This window comes from Cytobacillus solani, from assembly GCF_006704205.1.
GTDB lineage: Bacteria > Bacillota > Bacilli > Bacillales > Cytobacillaceae > Cytobacillus > Cytobacillus solani.
The window spans coordinates 1,305,230-1,321,117 of sequence record NZ_CP041305.1 but is presented as its reverse complement, the minus strand read 5'-3'; the positions used below and the strand labels follow the sequence as shown (position 1 = coordinate 1,321,117).

Annotated in this window: 6 protein-coding genes, 3 rRNA genes and 2 riboswitches; all 9 genes read left to right on the top strand. The window is 42.8% G+C overall.

The features are described from left to right. Positions 1-20 precede the first annotated feature (20 nt). Positions 21-977 (top strand): AAA family ATPase, encoded by a 957-nt coding sequence (locus FI644_RS06605; protein WP_053478138.1) that lies wholly within the window; start codon positions 21-23, stop codon positions 975-977. Position 978: 1 nt separating this feature from the next. Next, complete coding sequence (locus FI644_RS06600) at positions 979-2,193, top strand: DUF58 domain-containing protein (protein WP_053478139.1); 1,215 nt, start codon at positions 979-981, stop codon at positions 2,191-2,193. Then, positions 2,193-4,400 (top strand): transglutaminaseTgpA domain-containing protein, encoded by a 2,208-nt coding sequence (locus FI644_RS06595; protein WP_053478140.1) that lies wholly within the window; start codon positions 2,193-2,195, stop codon positions 4,398-4,400. The genes FI644_RS06600 and FI644_RS06595 overlap by 1 nt, the downstream gene beginning before the upstream one ends. Positions 4,401-4,434: 34 nt before the next feature. Then, a riboswitch (purine riboswitch) is annotated at positions 4,435-4,536 on the top strand. Positions 4,537-4,698: 162 nt separating this feature from the next. Beyond that, entirely contained in the window at positions 4,699-6,252 is a 1,554-nt protein-coding gene (gene guaA / locus FI644_RS06590; protein WP_053478141.1) for a glutamine-hydrolyzing GMP synthase, read from the top strand. 135 nt (positions 6,253-6,387) lie between these two features. Continuing rightward, a riboswitch (purine riboswitch) is annotated at positions 6,388-6,489 on the top strand. A 263-nt stretch (positions 6,490-6,752) separates the two neighbouring features. Continuing rightward, complete coding sequence (locus tag FI644_RS06585) at positions 6,753-8,081, top strand: NCS2 family permease (RefSeq protein ID WP_053478142.1); 1,329 nt, start codon at positions 6,753-6,755, stop codon at positions 8,079-8,081. Between the two features lie 199 nt (positions 8,082-8,280). Then, positions 8,281-10,344, top strand: a complete 2,064-nt coding sequence (ptsG, locus tag FI644_RS06580; protein ID WP_053478143.1) for a glucose-specific PTS transporter subunit IIBC — start codon at positions 8,281-8,283, stop codon at positions 10,342-10,344. A gap of 373 nt (positions 10,345-10,717) precedes the next feature. Beyond that, positions 10,718-12,268 (top strand): 16S ribosomal RNA (locus FI644_RS06575). 320 nt (positions 12,269-12,588) lie between these two features. Continuing rightward, positions 12,589-15,521, top strand: a 23S ribosomal RNA gene (locus FI644_RS06570). Between the two features lie 67 nt (positions 15,522-15,588). Next, positions 15,589-15,705: ribosomal RNA gene (gene rrf, locus FI644_RS06565) — 5S ribosomal RNA — on the top strand. The 16S, 23S and 5S rRNA genes sit together here, the layout of an rRNA operon. Positions 15,706-15,888: the final 183 nt, after the last annotated feature.

Sequence of the window (15,888 nt, the reverse complement as noted above, 5' to 3'; positions counted from 1 at the left end):
CTAATAACAGGAGGATCTTTATGACTCATGAACATATTCACCCGATGATAGATAAGATATTGAAAAATATAGAAAAAGTAATGATTGGGAAACGCAGCGTAGCGGAATTAAGTATCATTGCTTTGCTTGCAGAAGGACATGTATTGCTAGAGGATGTTCCGGGTGTCGGGAAAACAATGATGGTGCGTGCACTGGCGAAGTCTGTGGGTGCAAACTTTAGGCGAATTCAATTTACACCCGATTTGCTTCCGTCAGATGTTACAGGAGTGTCCATCTATAATCCAAAGGAAATGGAATTTCAATTTAGACCAGGGCCTATTATGGGGAATATTATTTTAGCTGATGAAATTAATCGTACGTCTCCAAAAACGCAGTCCGCTTTGCTGGAAGGAATGGAAGAAAGCAGCGTCACAATTGATGGAGTTACACATCAGCTTGAAAAGCCTTTCTTTGTAATGGCAACTCAGAATCCAATTGAGTATGAAGGCACATATCCACTTCCTGAGGCCCAGCTGGATCGATTTTTATTAAAAATGAAAATGGGCTATCCTGATATGGCGGATGAGATAGAAGTATTAAATCGGGCGCAGAAAGTAAAGCCCATTGATGAGCTGGAGCCAGTAATCGATTTGATAGAATTAAGAGGATTGCAGACACAGATTAAAGAAGTGCATGTGGATGATACAATCAAGCGCTATATCGTAGAATTGGCTAGTCGGACGAGAACTCATGCAAGTGTTTATCTTGGGGTAAGCCCGAGAGGATCCATTGCTTTAATGAAAGCAGCACAATCCTATGCATTTATGTATGGCAGAGATTATGTACTTCCCGATGACATTCAATATTTGGCTCCAGCTGTTTTTGCCCACCGGATTATTCTAAAATCAGAGGCGAAATTTGAAGGGATTCGAGCGGAAGAAATAGTCGATCGTGTGGTATCGAGAGTACCTGTTCCAGTACGAAGGCTAGTGAAATAATATGAATCGGTTCTTTTCGGTCATTAAAAAAGTATGGAAATTAATCGTTTTATTTTTGCTTATAGCGATTACTTTTTCTTATGCTATGTTCCAGGGCGGGTTTGTCAGCTGGTTTTTATTTTATAGCTTCCTTCCATTTGCCCTCTATGCACTTACCCTTGCCTTTTATCCGATGAGGAATTTTGAGGCAAAGAGATCCTTCCTTAAGAGTGAATATAATGCAGGAGAAACATTAAAGGTTACGATTACAATGACAAGAAAATCTGCGTTTCCGTTGTTCTTTCTAGTATTAGAAGATTGTATTGGCGACCCTCTTTTCTTTTCGCAGCAGGGCAATCAATCAAAGGTATTTCTAATCCCGGGCATCCGTAAAGAAATCACTTGGGAGTATCAAGTGGATAAGTTACCAAGAGGCGAACATTTTTTTCGGAATATTCGTATGAAGACAGGGGACCTCCTTGGACTGATTGAAAAAGAAAGGCAGCTCCAAGCAGAAGATAAAATACTTGTTTACCCTTCATATGAGGAGATTATCTACAAGACAATGGAAAATCAATATGATCAGGGGATGACTGCTTCAAAAGAACGTGTCCAACGGGATACAACGATGGCGATTGGAATTAGAGAATATCAGCCTGGAGACCGTTTTTCATGGATTAACTGGAAAGCGACTGCAAAGCGGAATGATATTATGACAAAGGAATTTGAGCAAAGACAGTCGCATGATGTGTACATGCTAATGGATTGTATGCCGGACAATCATTTTGAAGTGATTGTTTCCTTTTCAGCATCCATCATAAAGGCAATTCTCTTAAAAGGGGCACATATCGGCTTTCTTTCTTCTGCATCTGAGCGTGTTGCTTTCCCGGTTAGAGGCGGAGAAAGTCAGCAGCAACAGCTATTTTACCATTTAGCTAAGGTAAGAGATAACAGTCCTGTTCCGTTCGATCGTGTGCTTGAAATGGAATATACCTTTCTGCTTCAAAGCAACAATATGATGCTTATTACGGCACAATTGACTAGAAGCTTAATAGAAAAGGCAGGAAGGTTTACTTCGAAAAATGGAACAGTCACGATCTTCCTCTTGAAAAATGAAAAGGAGTTCCTTTCTCAGAATGAGCTTTCTTTAAAAGCTGCTGCAAATGCAAGGGGCTTACGTATAGTTATGGTGCATGATGGACAATTTTCATCTGTATTTTCGGAGGTGGTACGATAATGACATCACGGAAGGTACAGAAGGATTTAATGACTTTTATTATGTATATATTTGGCTTTTTGCTGCTTTGGGAATGGCTAAGACCGCTGGAACAACTAACAGATACTTCGAATATTTGGGTCTTCCTCTCTTTTATTTTCATTTCACTCTTGCTTTCGTTCATCGGGACTCCTGTTATAATTGGCGGATGTATAAAATGGGTATTTATCATCGCTGCTTTAGACTTTTTATATATCGATGAAGCATTTTTTCAATTTAAGTGGGTTTCTGTATTTATTACTGATTTTATCGAAAGCTTTCAGTTTGTAATGGCAAGAGATTGGGCAAATTTAAGCAATCTTTTCAGAAGCTTTTTGTTTTTTGTTCTGCTTTGGCTGATGACTTATTTAATCCAATATTGGTTAATAAATCGTAAGCAAATATTTATATTTTTTTTCATGACATTGGTCTATATTACGGTGTTAGATACTTTTACTCCATATAAAGCTGGATGGGCGATTGTACGAACGGTTATTTCAGGATTTGCCGTCTTAGGGATGCTAACCTTCTTCAGGCTTCTTGATAAAGAAGGAATCAAAAAAGAGACAAATCTTTCACGAAAATGGATGATCCCTTTAGTTGCTATGATTGTTGTAAGTATAGGCTTTGGCCTGGCTGCTCCGAAAGCAGAACCAATCTGGCCTGATCCGGTTCCATATTTAACGTCATATGGGAAAGAAAGCGGCGATGGTACAGGGGTTCAGAAAATCGGGTATGGACTGGATGATTCTAGTCTTGGCGGACCTTTCATTGGTGACAATCAAGTCGTTTTCACTGTAGAAGCGGAGTCACGTCATTACTGGAAAGTAGAGACAAAGGATGTGTACACTGGGAAGGGGTGGATTACCTCAGGCTCAAGGGAAGTAAGAAGTCCTTTTGGTTCTGCAGATCAAGTTCCTATTACTTCTTTTTTCAATAGACCAGGTGTGGAAACAGTCAAGGAATCAAGTACAGTTTATTCACTGAACAACAATTCGCATATTGTTTACCCATTAGGTATTAAGAAAATAGATGCAGCCTCCTTCTTTTCCTTTGAATTGGAAGTGGCCACAGAGAAAATTCATTCTTTAGAAGGGGATAGTCCTTCTCCTATTAAACAATATACACTTGATTATGTTGTTCCTCGATACAGTGTAACGGCTCTAAATGAAGCTAGTTCAGAGAAAAATATAGTTGAAAATAATGAATTGATCAACAGGTATACACAGCTTCCCGAGGATTTGCCTCAGCGTATTCAGGAATTAGCTAAAGAGATTACGGATGGGAAAGATTCCTGGTTTGAGAAGGCAAGGGAGTTAGAGAGTTATTTTAGTAGATCGGGGTACTCTTATGATCAGAAAGATGTGGCTGTACCTGGAGATGATGAAGATTATGTGGATCAGTTTTTATTTGACACAAAACAAGGATATTGTGATAACTTCTCGACTTCGATGGTTGTAATGGCAAGGTCTATCGGTATACCGGCAAGGTGGGTGAAAGGGTATACAGAAGGGGAGTACAAAGGAATAAGTGAGTCGGGAAGCCGTATGTTTGAAATTACGAATAACAATGCACACTCATGGGTTGAGGTCTATTTTCCTGGAATCGGATGGGTTCCGTTTGAACCTACTCAAGGCTTTTCAAATAGTGTTCAATTTAACTTTGACACAGCTTCGCAAAGTCATGATCAGCCTTCAGTGATGAATCCTGAAGAATTGGAAAAGGATAAGCCGGAATTAAAAGAGAATAATGAGAGACAAGCTGCTTCTTCTGAAGGTTCATTTAAAAAGTTATTCGTTCCAATAAAAAACTTCTTTGAGGCTTATTGGAAATGGATCGCTTTGGTTATTATTGTATTAGCTGTCCTTGCCCTCATTATCTATAAAATCCGTGGCCGATGGCTTCCGCATTATTTAACTTTGAGATTCAAATGGACGAAAAAAGATGAAAACTTCCAAAAGGCTTACATGCTATTACTTAGAGAATTAGAACGCTATGGATTGCATCGAAAGGATGGGCAAACACTTAGAGATTATGCAGACTATGTCGATCGGTTCTTCTCGTCTAGAGAGATGGGCAGGTTAACGGCTCGATATGAACAGCTCATCTACCGGGGAAATCTCCAAAAGGGAAGCTGGAAGGAAACGAAGGAATTATGGGAAAATTTAATTAAAAAGACAATAGCTTGACCAAAAAAATGACCTGTTGATACAATAGGTATAAATAAAAACTAAATGTATCCTTCATATATCCTCGATAATATGGTTCGAAAGTTTCTACCAGATCACCGTAAATGATTTGACTATGAAGGCAGATGATTCTATTTGCTATTTCTTTTTAGGAACCAGAATTCTGCCTTCGCCATAATGTGAGGGAGAATTCTGGTTTTTTTGTTTGGTTAGCTAGTTTTTAAGATTTTTTTATGCAAAAAAGAGAACAATAAAAATATGTTTAAAAGAATTTAATTAACATAATGAGGTGAACCGTGTGACGGGGAAAACAGAATGGAACAATCAAGAAATGATTATTGTATTGGATTTTGGCAGTCAATACAATCAATTAATTACACGCAGAATTAGAGAATTTGGCGTATATAGTGAGTTGCATCCACATACGATTACAGCTGAGGAAATTAAACAGTTAAATCCAAAAGGAATCATCTTTTCAGGTGGTCCAAACAGTGTATATGGAGAAGGTGCCTTCCACTGTGATGAGAAGATTTTTGATCTTGGATTGCCGATCTTTGGTATTTGCTACGGGATGCAGCTAATGACGATGCATTTTGGCGGCAAGGTGGAAAAGGCAAAGCATCGTGAATACGGAAAGGCGTTACTAAAGCTTGAAAATCAATCAAAGCTATTTGCTGAGCTTCCTGATGAACAAACGGTTTGGATGAGCCATGGTGATTTAGTAGTAGAAGCTCCTCAAGGCTTTACGGTTGATGGGACAAACCCATCTTGCCCAATTGCAGCGATGAGTAATGAAGAAAAGGGCTTATATGCCGTACAATTCCATCCAGAGGTACTTCATTCTGTTTATGGAAATGATATCTTAAAGAATTTTGTTTTTGGTATTTGCGCATGCAAAGGCGACTGGTCAATGGAAAACTTTATTGAAGTAGAAATGGAAAAAATCCGTCAGACGGTTGGAAATAAAAAGGTCCTTTGTGCATTAAGCGGCGGTGTGGATTCTTCCGTTGTAGCTGTACTTATTCACAAGGCAATCGGCGATCAGCTGACTTGTATTTTCGTTGATCATGGTCTGCTTCGTAAAGGGGAAGCTGACAGTGTTATGAAGACATTCGCAGAAGGGTTCCATATGAATGTAATCAAAGTGGATGCCCAAGACCGTTTCCTGGACAAGCTTAAAGGTGTATCTGATCCGGAACAAAAACGTAAAATTATCGGCAATGAATTTATTTATGTGTTTGACGATGAAGCGACAAAGCTTGAAGGAATCGAATTTTTAGCTCAAGGAACGCTTTATACAGACATTATTGAAAGTGGTACGGCTACTGCACAGACAATTAAGTCTCATCATAATGTCGGCGGGCTACCTGAAGATATGCAATTTAAGCTAATTGAGCCGCTAAACACTTTATTTAAAGATGAAGTTCGTGCCTTAGGAACAGAATTAGGCATTCCGGACGAAATTGTTTGGAGACAGCCATTCCCAGGCCCTGGTCTTGGTATTCGCGTATTAGGTGAAATTTCTGAAGAAAAGCTTGAAATCGTTCGTGAATCAGATTATATTTTACGCGAGGAAATCAAGAAAGCAGGCCTAGACCGCGATATCTGGCAGTACTTTACCGTGCTTCCTGACATCCGAAGTGTAGGTGTAATGGGGGATGCCCGAACGTATGATTACACAATCGGCATTCGTGCAGTGACTTCCATAGATGGGATGACATCTGACTGGGCAAGAATCCCTTGGGATGTGCTTGAGATTATTTCAACCCGGATTGTGAATGAAGTAAATCACATTAACCGTGTAGTCTATGACATTACGAGCAAGCCACCAGCAACAATTGAGTGGGAATAAAGAAAAGCGGAAGCGCCCCGCTTAGTAATTTTTATCATATGAAAAATATAAATACGAACAATAACTGAAGCGAACATGAAAATGTTCGCTTTTTATATTGACTAACTTATTTTTTGCTGATAGAATAAAGAGGAATTAAATATTGTCGTTTTACGTCGTATAATCTGGGGAATATGGCCCAAAAGTATCTACCAAGCTACCGTAAATGGCTTGACTACGAGGTAAGTGTAAGTTTTGTAGATCTCCTTACATTAGGCAGGTGCTACACATTTTACATAAACCCTGTTTGTCAACGCTTCGGTACATTTACTCCGTAGCGTTTTTTTTATTGTTTCCATTGGATGTTGCTGAAGTATAAGGGAAGTAAGTATTCTTTCGATTATTTTTGGAAAATTCCTTATATTTAGTTAATTTGAATGCTATTAATTCAATGTCGGCAATATACATTAATGAAAGAAATTTTAAAAGAAAATAAATAGACTTATTAGGGGGAGTAATGTGTGAGAAAGTATTTCCAGTTTGAAGAACTTGGAACAAATTATCGTAGGGAGATAATGGGCGGGCTGACAACATTTCTCGCAATGGCTTATATTTTAGTTGTAAACCCGGTCACATTAACATTGCAAGATGTACCAGACCTGCCTGCAGCCCTTAGAATGGATTATGGTGCAGTATTTGTTGCGACTGCCCTGTCAGCAGCGATTGGTTCCGTAATAATGGGTCTAGTTGCCAGGTATCCGCTCAGTCTCGCTCCAGGCTTAGGTTTGAATGCCTTTTTCGCCTACTCGGTGATATTAGGAAGTGGGATTCCGTGGCAGCATGCGCTTGGTGCCGTATTTATTTCGAGTATCTTCTTTTTAATTTTAACGTTAACAGGTCTTCGTGAAAAACTAATTAATGCCATTCCGATTGAGCTTAAATATGCAGTTGGGGCGGGCATTGGTTTGTTTATTACCTTTATCGGCTTGCAAAGTGCTGGAATTATCGTAAATAATGATGCAACTCTAGTTGGAATTGGGGATTTATCAAACCCTAATACATTGCTTGCGATTTTTGGAATTATAGTGACTGTCATATTGATGACTAGAGGGGTAAAGGGCGGCGTTTTTTATGGAATGGTCATTACGATTATCGTCGGTATGATTTTCAATCTAATTGACGTACCTACTAAAGTAGTAGATAGTGTGCCTAGTATTGCTCCTACCTTTGGTGCTTTATTCTCTTCTTTTGGAGATAGTTCATTTTACACAGCAACGATGCTTGGAATTATTTTAACATTCTTATTCGTAGATTTCTTTGACAATGCAGGGACGTTAGTGGCAGTTGCGAACCAAGCTGGATTTGTAAAGGATAATAAGCTACCTCGTGCAGGTAAAGCGTTATTATCTGATTCTGTTGCTTCAGTTTCTGGATCGATTCTTGGTACATCAACCGTTACATCTTTTGTTGAATCATCTGCTGGAGTTGCTGCTGGTGCGAGAACTGGATTTGCTTCCTTAGTAACTGCAGGCTGTTTCCTTTTATCATTATTCTTTTTTCCGGTATTAAAGGTTGTAACACCAGAGGTAACTGCACCAGCGTTGATCATTGTCGGTGTGTTGATGGTATCTTCTCTTGGGAAAATTGATTGGACGAAGTTTGAAATTGCGGTCCCTTCCTTTTTAACGATGATTACAATGCCTCTCTCATACAGCATTGCAACGGGTATAGCAGTTGGATTTATTTTCTATCCGATTACAATGATTGTAAAAGGAAAAGCAAAAGAGATTCATCCAATCATGTATTTCTTCTTTGTCATCTTTCTTCTATACTTTATCTTCTTGCAATAATTTCGAAACGGAGATCCCTGTCAAAAGGATCTCCGTTTTTTTGTCTATAAAGCATAAGTAATGAAAGTAAATGATTAGGAGACTTTTGGGTAAGATACCCATAAAGTCTTCTTTTTCTTTCTTTTGGCTTATGCTTTTTTATTTATGCAAATGATAGGTCAAATGGTTGTTTTTTTGCTTATTTTAGGGAGGTTTAAGTATGTTTAAAAAAGCATTTGGTGTATTACAAAAGGTAGGTAAAGCGTTGATGCTGCCTGTTGCCCTTTTGCCAGCAGCGGGAATACTGCTTGCTCTAGGTGCGGCACTGAAGAATCCGGCACTGCTCGAGTTGGCTCCATTTCTGGATAATAACAGTGTGAAAATGGTTGCTTCAATCATGCAGAACGCTGGGGATATTGTCTTTGGAAATCTGCCTGTTTTATTTGCTGTAGGTGTAGCGGTAGGTTTGGCAGGAGGAGATGGTGTAGCAGGTTTAGCAGCCATAATTGGTTACTTAATTATGAATGTAACGATGGGCACAGCGGGAGGTATTACGGCAGAGGATGTGAATGGACTAAACTATGCGAGTGTCTTAGGGGTTCCGACTCTCCAGACCGGGGTGTTTGGTGGAATCATCGTGGGGATCATCGCGGCCTCCCTTTATAATAAATTTTATGAAATGGAATTGCCCTCTTACTTAGGTTTTTTTGCTGGAAAAAGATTTGTTCCGATTATTACAGCAGGCACAGCGGTTCTGCTGGGGTTATTACTGCTTGTTATTTGGCCTCCGATTCAAACAGCTTTAAATGCATTTTCGCAAAATATGGTGAATGCCAACTTAACTATATCAGCATTTATCTTTGGTGTCATCGAACGTTCGCTTATCCCATTTGGACTTCATCATATTTTCTATTCGCCGTTTTGGTATGAATTTGGGGAATATGTTACAAAAGCGGGTGAAGTAGTACGTGGAGACCAAAAGATATTTATGAAGCAAATTACTGATAATGTTCAAAATTTAACAGCAGGTACATTTATGACAGGGAAGTTTCCGTTTATGATGTTTGGCTTGCCGGCAGCTGCATTAGCTATTTATCATGAAGCTCGTCCGGAAAAGAAAGTGGTTGTTGGCGGACTTATGGCTTCGGCGGCACTAACCTCATTCTTAACTGGGATTACGGAACCACTTGAATTTTCTTTCCTTTTTGTTGCTCCTGTCTTATTTGGTATACATGCTATATTTGCAGGATTCTCCTTTATGACTATGCATTTATTAAATGTAAAAATCGGTATGACCTTTTCTGGGGGACTGATCGATTATATATTATTTGGTTTAATTAATCCGCAGACAAATGCATGGATTGTTATCCCTGTTGGATTAGTATTTGCTGTTTTATATTACTTTGGTTTCCGCTTTGCCATTCGGAGATTTGATTTGAAAACACCTGGACGGGAAGATACAGAGGAGGAAGAAGAGGCTGTGGTTTCTGGTAAAGGTGGAGATTTGCCATATGAAGTTCTAGAGGCGATGGGAGGAAAAGAAAATATCACAAATCTTGATGCGTGTATTACACGCCTTCGGGTATCGGTGAATGATATTAATAATGTAGATAAAAATCGCCTGAAAAAGCTTGGTGCAGCAGGGGTACTTGAAGTAGGGAAAAATATACAAGCAATTTTTGGGCCGAGATCTGAAACGATTAAAGGACAAATGAAAGACATTATGAATGGAAAAAGACCCCGCGCAGCTGTTAAAGCCCCTGAGGATGGAGTGAAGCAGCAAATAGAAGAAGTAAATCCAGATGCACTTCAAAACGAAGGGGAAAAAGACCTATTCGTTTCTCCTATTAAAGGTGAAGTGATGCCAATTACGGAAGTACCTGATGCAGTTTTTTCAGAGAAAATGATGGGTGATGGTTTTGCGATTCTTCCATCTGAAGGAACAATCGTATCTCCTGTAGACGGTAAAATAATAAATCTTTTTCCAACCAAACACGCGATAGGAATACTATCTGATTCCGGTCGGGAGATTTTAATCCATATAGGGATTGATTCTGTGAAATTAAAAGGAGAAGGATTTGAAGTTAGTGTACAAGAAAATGAGTATGTAAAAGCGGGGCAGCCGTTGTTAAAGGTGGACCTTGATTTCGTAAAGAATCATACACCTTCAATTATTACCCCTATTGTGTTTACTAATTTGAAGGAAGGAGAAGGTGTTGTTATTAAAAAGCAAGGTATGGTTGAATTGAAGGAGGAAGATATTATCTCTATATCCAAGGCGTAATATAAATGGGGAAACCAGTCATGTTTACGATGACTGGTTTCTCTTTTTCGCTAAAATAGTTTACTACCAGGAATTTTCATACTGTGTCTGCTTTATAATGAGTAGAAAGTTGAAGGAAAAATAATCAAGTATTAATTAAAAATAATTGTTGACTGAATATGTGAAGAGGTGTTATTATAAAAAAACGGTCGTTAACAACTTATAAGAATTTAATTGAATTTAAATTAATAGTTGACACTGTAATTGATAGATGATATATTAGTAAAGTCGCTTTTGAGCGAAGCTATCAATTGTTATTGCTCTTTGAAAACTGAACGAACAAAAAACGTCAACGTAAATTCAAGTTTTAAAACTTAAGAGCTAATCTTACTCTTTATTGGAGAGTTTGATCCTGGCTCAGGACGAACGCTGGCGGCGTGCCTAATACATGCAAGTCGAGCGAATCTGAGGGAGCTTGCTCCCAAAGATTAGCGGCGGACGGGTGAGTAACACGTGGGCAACCTGCCTGTAAGACTGGGATAACTTCGGGAAACCGGAGCTAATACCGGATAATCCTTTTCTACTCATGTAGAAAAGCTGAAAGATGGCTTCGGCTATCACTTACAGATGGGCCCGCGGCGCATTAGCTAGTTGGTGAGGTAACGGCTCACCAAGGCGACGATGCGTAGCCGACCTGAGAGGGTGATCGGCCACACTGGGACTGAGACACGGCCCAGACTCCTACGGGAGGCAGCAGTAGGGAATCTTCCGCAATGGACGAAAGTCTGACGGAGCAACGCCGCGTGAGTGATGAAGGTTTTCGGATCGTAAAACTCTGTTGTTAGGGAAGAACAAGTACCGTTCGAATAGGGCGGTACCTTGACGGTACCTAACCAGAAAGCCACGGCTAACTACGTGCCAGCAGCCGCGGTAATACGTAGGTGGCAAGCGTTGTCCGGAATTATTGGGCGTAAAGCGCGCGCAGGTGGTTTCTTAAGTCTGATGTGAAAGCCCCCGGCTCAACCGGGGAGGGTCATTGGAAACTGGGAGACTTGAGTGCAGAAGAGGAAAGTGGAATTCCAAGTGTAGCGGTGAAATGCGTAGAGATTTGGAGGAACACCAGTGGCGAAGGCGACTTTCTGGTCTGTAACTGACACTGAGGCGCGAAAGCGTGGGGAGCGAACAGGATTAGATACCCTGGTAGTCCATGCCGTAAACGATGAGTGCTAAGTGTTAGAGGGTTTCCGCCCTTTAGTGCTGCAGCAAACGCATTAAGCACTCCGCCTGGGGAGTACGGCCGCAAGGCTGAAACTCAAAGGAATTGACGGGGGCCCGCACAAGCGGTGGAGCATGTGGTTTAATTCGAAGCAACGCGAAGAACCTTACCAGGTCTTGACATCCTCTGACAATCCTAGAGATAGGACGTTCCCCTTCGGGGGACAGAGTGACAGGTGGTGCATGGTTGTCGTCAGCTCGTGTCGTGAGATGTTGGGTTAAGTCCCGCAACGAGCGCAACCCTTGATCTTAGTTGCCAGCATTCAGTTGGGCACTCTAAGGTGACTGCCGGTGACAAACCGGAGGAAGGTGGGGATGACGTCAAATCATCATGCCCCTTATGACCTGGGCTACACACGTGCTACAATGGATGGTACAAAGGGCTGCAAGACCGCGAGGTTTAGCCAATCCCATAAAACCATTCTCAGTTCGGATTGCAGGCTGCAACTCGCCTGCATGAAGCCGGAATCGCTAGTAATCGCGGATCAGCATGCCGCGGTGAATACGTTCCCGGGCCTTGTACACACCGCCCGTCACACCACGAGAGTTTGTAACACCCGAAGTCGGTGGGGTAACCGCAAGGAGCCAGCCGCCTAAGGTGGGACAGATGATTGGGGTGAAGTCGTAACAAGGTAGCCGTATCGGAAGGTGCGGCTGGATCACCTCCTTTCTAAGGATGAAATGAAGTCTAACTTCATTAAAAGACGTTCCATTGTTCGTTCAGTTTTGAGAGAGTGATTTTCTCTCGAAACTTTTTTGTTCTTTGAAAACTAGATAATGTAATAAAGAAGAATAACCGAGTAATCGCCATCTTAGTTTTTTCTCTTATAATGTTTTAGAAACAAAATAAGAGTACAAACCATGAGGGCAATGAGAAGCAAGTAGTTCAAGGAAACGATTGAGGAAACACCGGAGCGTGCGTAGTTGGCACGTGAGGATGTTGACGATTGAGTTGACGCAGAAATACGCAGCTTATCATTGACCGAAGTAGGTTAAGTTAGAAAGGGCGCACGGTGAATGCCTAGGCACTAGGAGCCGATGAAGGACGGGACTAACACCGATATGCTTCGGGGAGCTGTAAGTAAGCTTTGATCCGGAGATTTCCGAATGGGGGAACCCTCTATCCGTAATGGGATAGAATCTTTACCTGAATACATAGGGTATTGAAGGCAGACCCGGGGAACTGAAACATCTAAGTACCCGGAGGAAGAGAAAGCAAACGCGATTCCCTGAGTAGCGGCGAGCGAAACGGGATTAGCCCAAACCAAGAGGCTTGCCTCTTGGGGTTGTAGGACACTCTACACGGAGTTACAAAGGAACGAGGTAAATGAACAGGTCTGGAAAGGCCGGCCAGAGAAGGTAAAAGCCCTGTAGTTGAAACTTCGTTCCCTCCAGAGTGGATCCTGAGTACGGCGGGACACGAGAAATCCCGTCGGAAGCAGGGAGGACCATCTCCCAAGGCTAAATACTCCCTAGTGACCGATAGTGAACCAGTACCGTGAGGGAAAGGTGAAAAGCACCCCGGAAGGGGAGTGAAAGAGATCCTGAAACCGTGTGCCTACAAGTAGTCAGAGCCCGTTTATGGGTGATGGCGTGCCTTTTGTAGAATGAACCGGCGAGTTACGATTACATGCGAGGTTAAGTTGAATAGACGGAGCCGCAGCGAAAGCGAGTCTGAATAGGGCGAATGAGTATGTGGTCGTAGACCCGAAACCAGGTGATCTACCCATGTCCAGGTTGAAGTTCAGGTAACACTGAATGGAGGACCGAACCCACGCACGTTGAAAAGTGCGGGGATGAGGTGTGGGTAGCGGAGAAATTCCAATCGAACTTGGAGATAGCTGGTTCTCTCCGAAATAGCTTTAGGGCTAGCCTCATGTAGAAAGAGTCTTGGAGGTAGAGCACTGTTTGGACTAGGGGCCCCCATCGGGTTACCGAATTCAGACAAACTCCGAATGCCAAAGACTTATCCATGGGAGTCAGACTGCGAGTGATAAGATCCGTAGTCAAGAGGGAAACAGCCCAGACCACCAGCTAAGGTCCCAAAGTATACGTTAAGTGGAAAAGGATGTGGAGTTGCTTAGACAACCAGGATGTTGGCTTAGAAGCAGCCACCATTTAAAGAGTGCGTAATAGCTCACTGGTCGAGTGACTCTGCGCCGAAAATGTACCGGGGCTAAACGTATCACCGAAGCTGTGGATGGACATCTACGATGTCCGTGGTAGGAGAGCGTTCTAAGGGCGTTGAAGCTAGACCGCAAGGACTGGTGGAGCGCTTAGAAGTGAGAATGCCGGTATGAGTAGCGAAAGATGGGTGAGAATCCCATCCACCGAATGCCTAAGGTTTCCTGAGGAAGGCTCGTCCGCTCAGGGTTAGTCGGGACCTAAGCCGAGGCTGAAAAGCGTAGGCGATGGACAACAGGTTGATATTCCTGTACCACCAAACTCCGTTTGAGCAATGGGGGGACGCAGGAGGATAGGGTAAGCGCACTGCTGGATATGTGCGTCTAAGCAGTTAGGCTGCAAGCGAGGAAAATCCCGTTTGCGTGAAGGCTGAGCTGTGACAGCGAGGGAAATATAGTACCGAAGTTCCTGATTCCACACTGCCAAGAAAAGCCTCTAGTGAGGATAAGGTGCCCGTACCGCAAACCGACACAGGTAGGCGAGGAGAGAATCCTAAGGTGAGCGAGAGAACTCTCGTTAAGGAACTCGGCAAAATGACCCCGTAACTTCGGGAGAAGGGGTGCTTTTTAGGGTGAATAGCCCTGAAAAGCCGCAGTGAATAGGCCCAGGCGACTGTTTAGCAAAAACACAGGTCTCTGCGAAGCCGCAAGGCGAAGTATAGGGGCTGACGCCTGCCCGGTGCTGGAAGGTTAAGAGGAGGGGTTAGCTCACGCGAAGCTCTGAATTGAAGCCCCAGTAAACGGCGGCCGTAACTATAACGGTCCTAAGGTAGCGAAATTCCTTGTCGGGTAAGTTCCGACCCGCACGAAAGGCGTAACGATCTGGGCACTGTCTCAACGAGAGACTCGGTGAAATTATAGTACCTGTGAAGATGCAGGTTACCCGCGACAGGACGGAAAGACCCCGTGGAGCTTTACTGTAGCCTGATATTGAATTTCGGTACAGCTTGTACAGGATAGGTAGGAGCCTTGGAAGCCGGAGCGCCAGCTTCGGTGGAGGCATCGGTGGGATACTACCCTGGCTGTATTGAAATTCTAACCCATGCCCCTGATCGGGGCAGGAGACAGTGTCAGGTGGGCAGTTTGACTGGGGCGGTCGCCTCCTAAAAAGTAACGGAGGCGCCCAAAGGTTCCCTCAGAATGGTTGGAAATCATTCGAAGAGTGTAAAGGCATAAGGGAGCTTGACTGCGAGACCTACAAGTCGAGCAGGGACGAAAGTCGGGCTTAGTGATCCGGTGGTTCCGCATGGAAGGGCCATCGCTCAACGGATAAAAGCTACCCCGGGGATAACAGGCTTATCTCCCCCAAGAGTCCACATCGACGGGGAGGTTTGGCACCTCGATGTCGGCTCATCGCATCCTGGGGCTGTAGTCGGTCCCAAGGGTTGGGCTGTTCGCCCATTAAAGCGGTACGCGAGCTGGGTTCAGAACGTCGTGAGACAGTTCGGTCCCTATCCGTCGTGGGCGCAGGAAATTTGAGAGGAGCTGTCCTTAGTACGAGAGGACCGGGATGGACGCACCGCTGGTGTACCAGTTGTTCTGCCAAGAGCATCGCTGGGTAGCTATGTGCGGAAGGGATAAGTGCTGAAAGCATCTAAGCATGAAGCCCCCCTCGAGATGAGATTTCCCATAGCGTCAAGCTAGTAAGACCCCTGAAAGATGATCAGGTTGATAGGTTTGAGGTGGAAGCGTGGTGACACGTGGAGCTGACAAATACTAATCGGTCGAGGACTTAACCATAAATGATTACTCAACTTCTTCTTTAGCATTATCTAGTTTTGAGGGAACAAACCTCATCATAAATAGGTCTAGTGACGATGGCGAGAAGGCCACACCCGTTCCCATCCCGAACACGGCAGTTAAGCTTCTCAGCGCCGATGGTAGTTAGGGGCTGCCCCCTTGTGAGAGTAGGACGTCGCTAGGCAAAATTAAAAAGAGTATCCATTGGATACTCTTTTTTTGTTATATTAATAAATAAATGAAAAAGCGAGTATAGAAAGGCTTAGAGTCAGCAAAGTAACTTTTTAGTTACATGAAAAAATGAGTATCCTACATCAACAAACTCTTCCGGGATGTAACTCACGATGGAAGTATTCTATTTGTATTT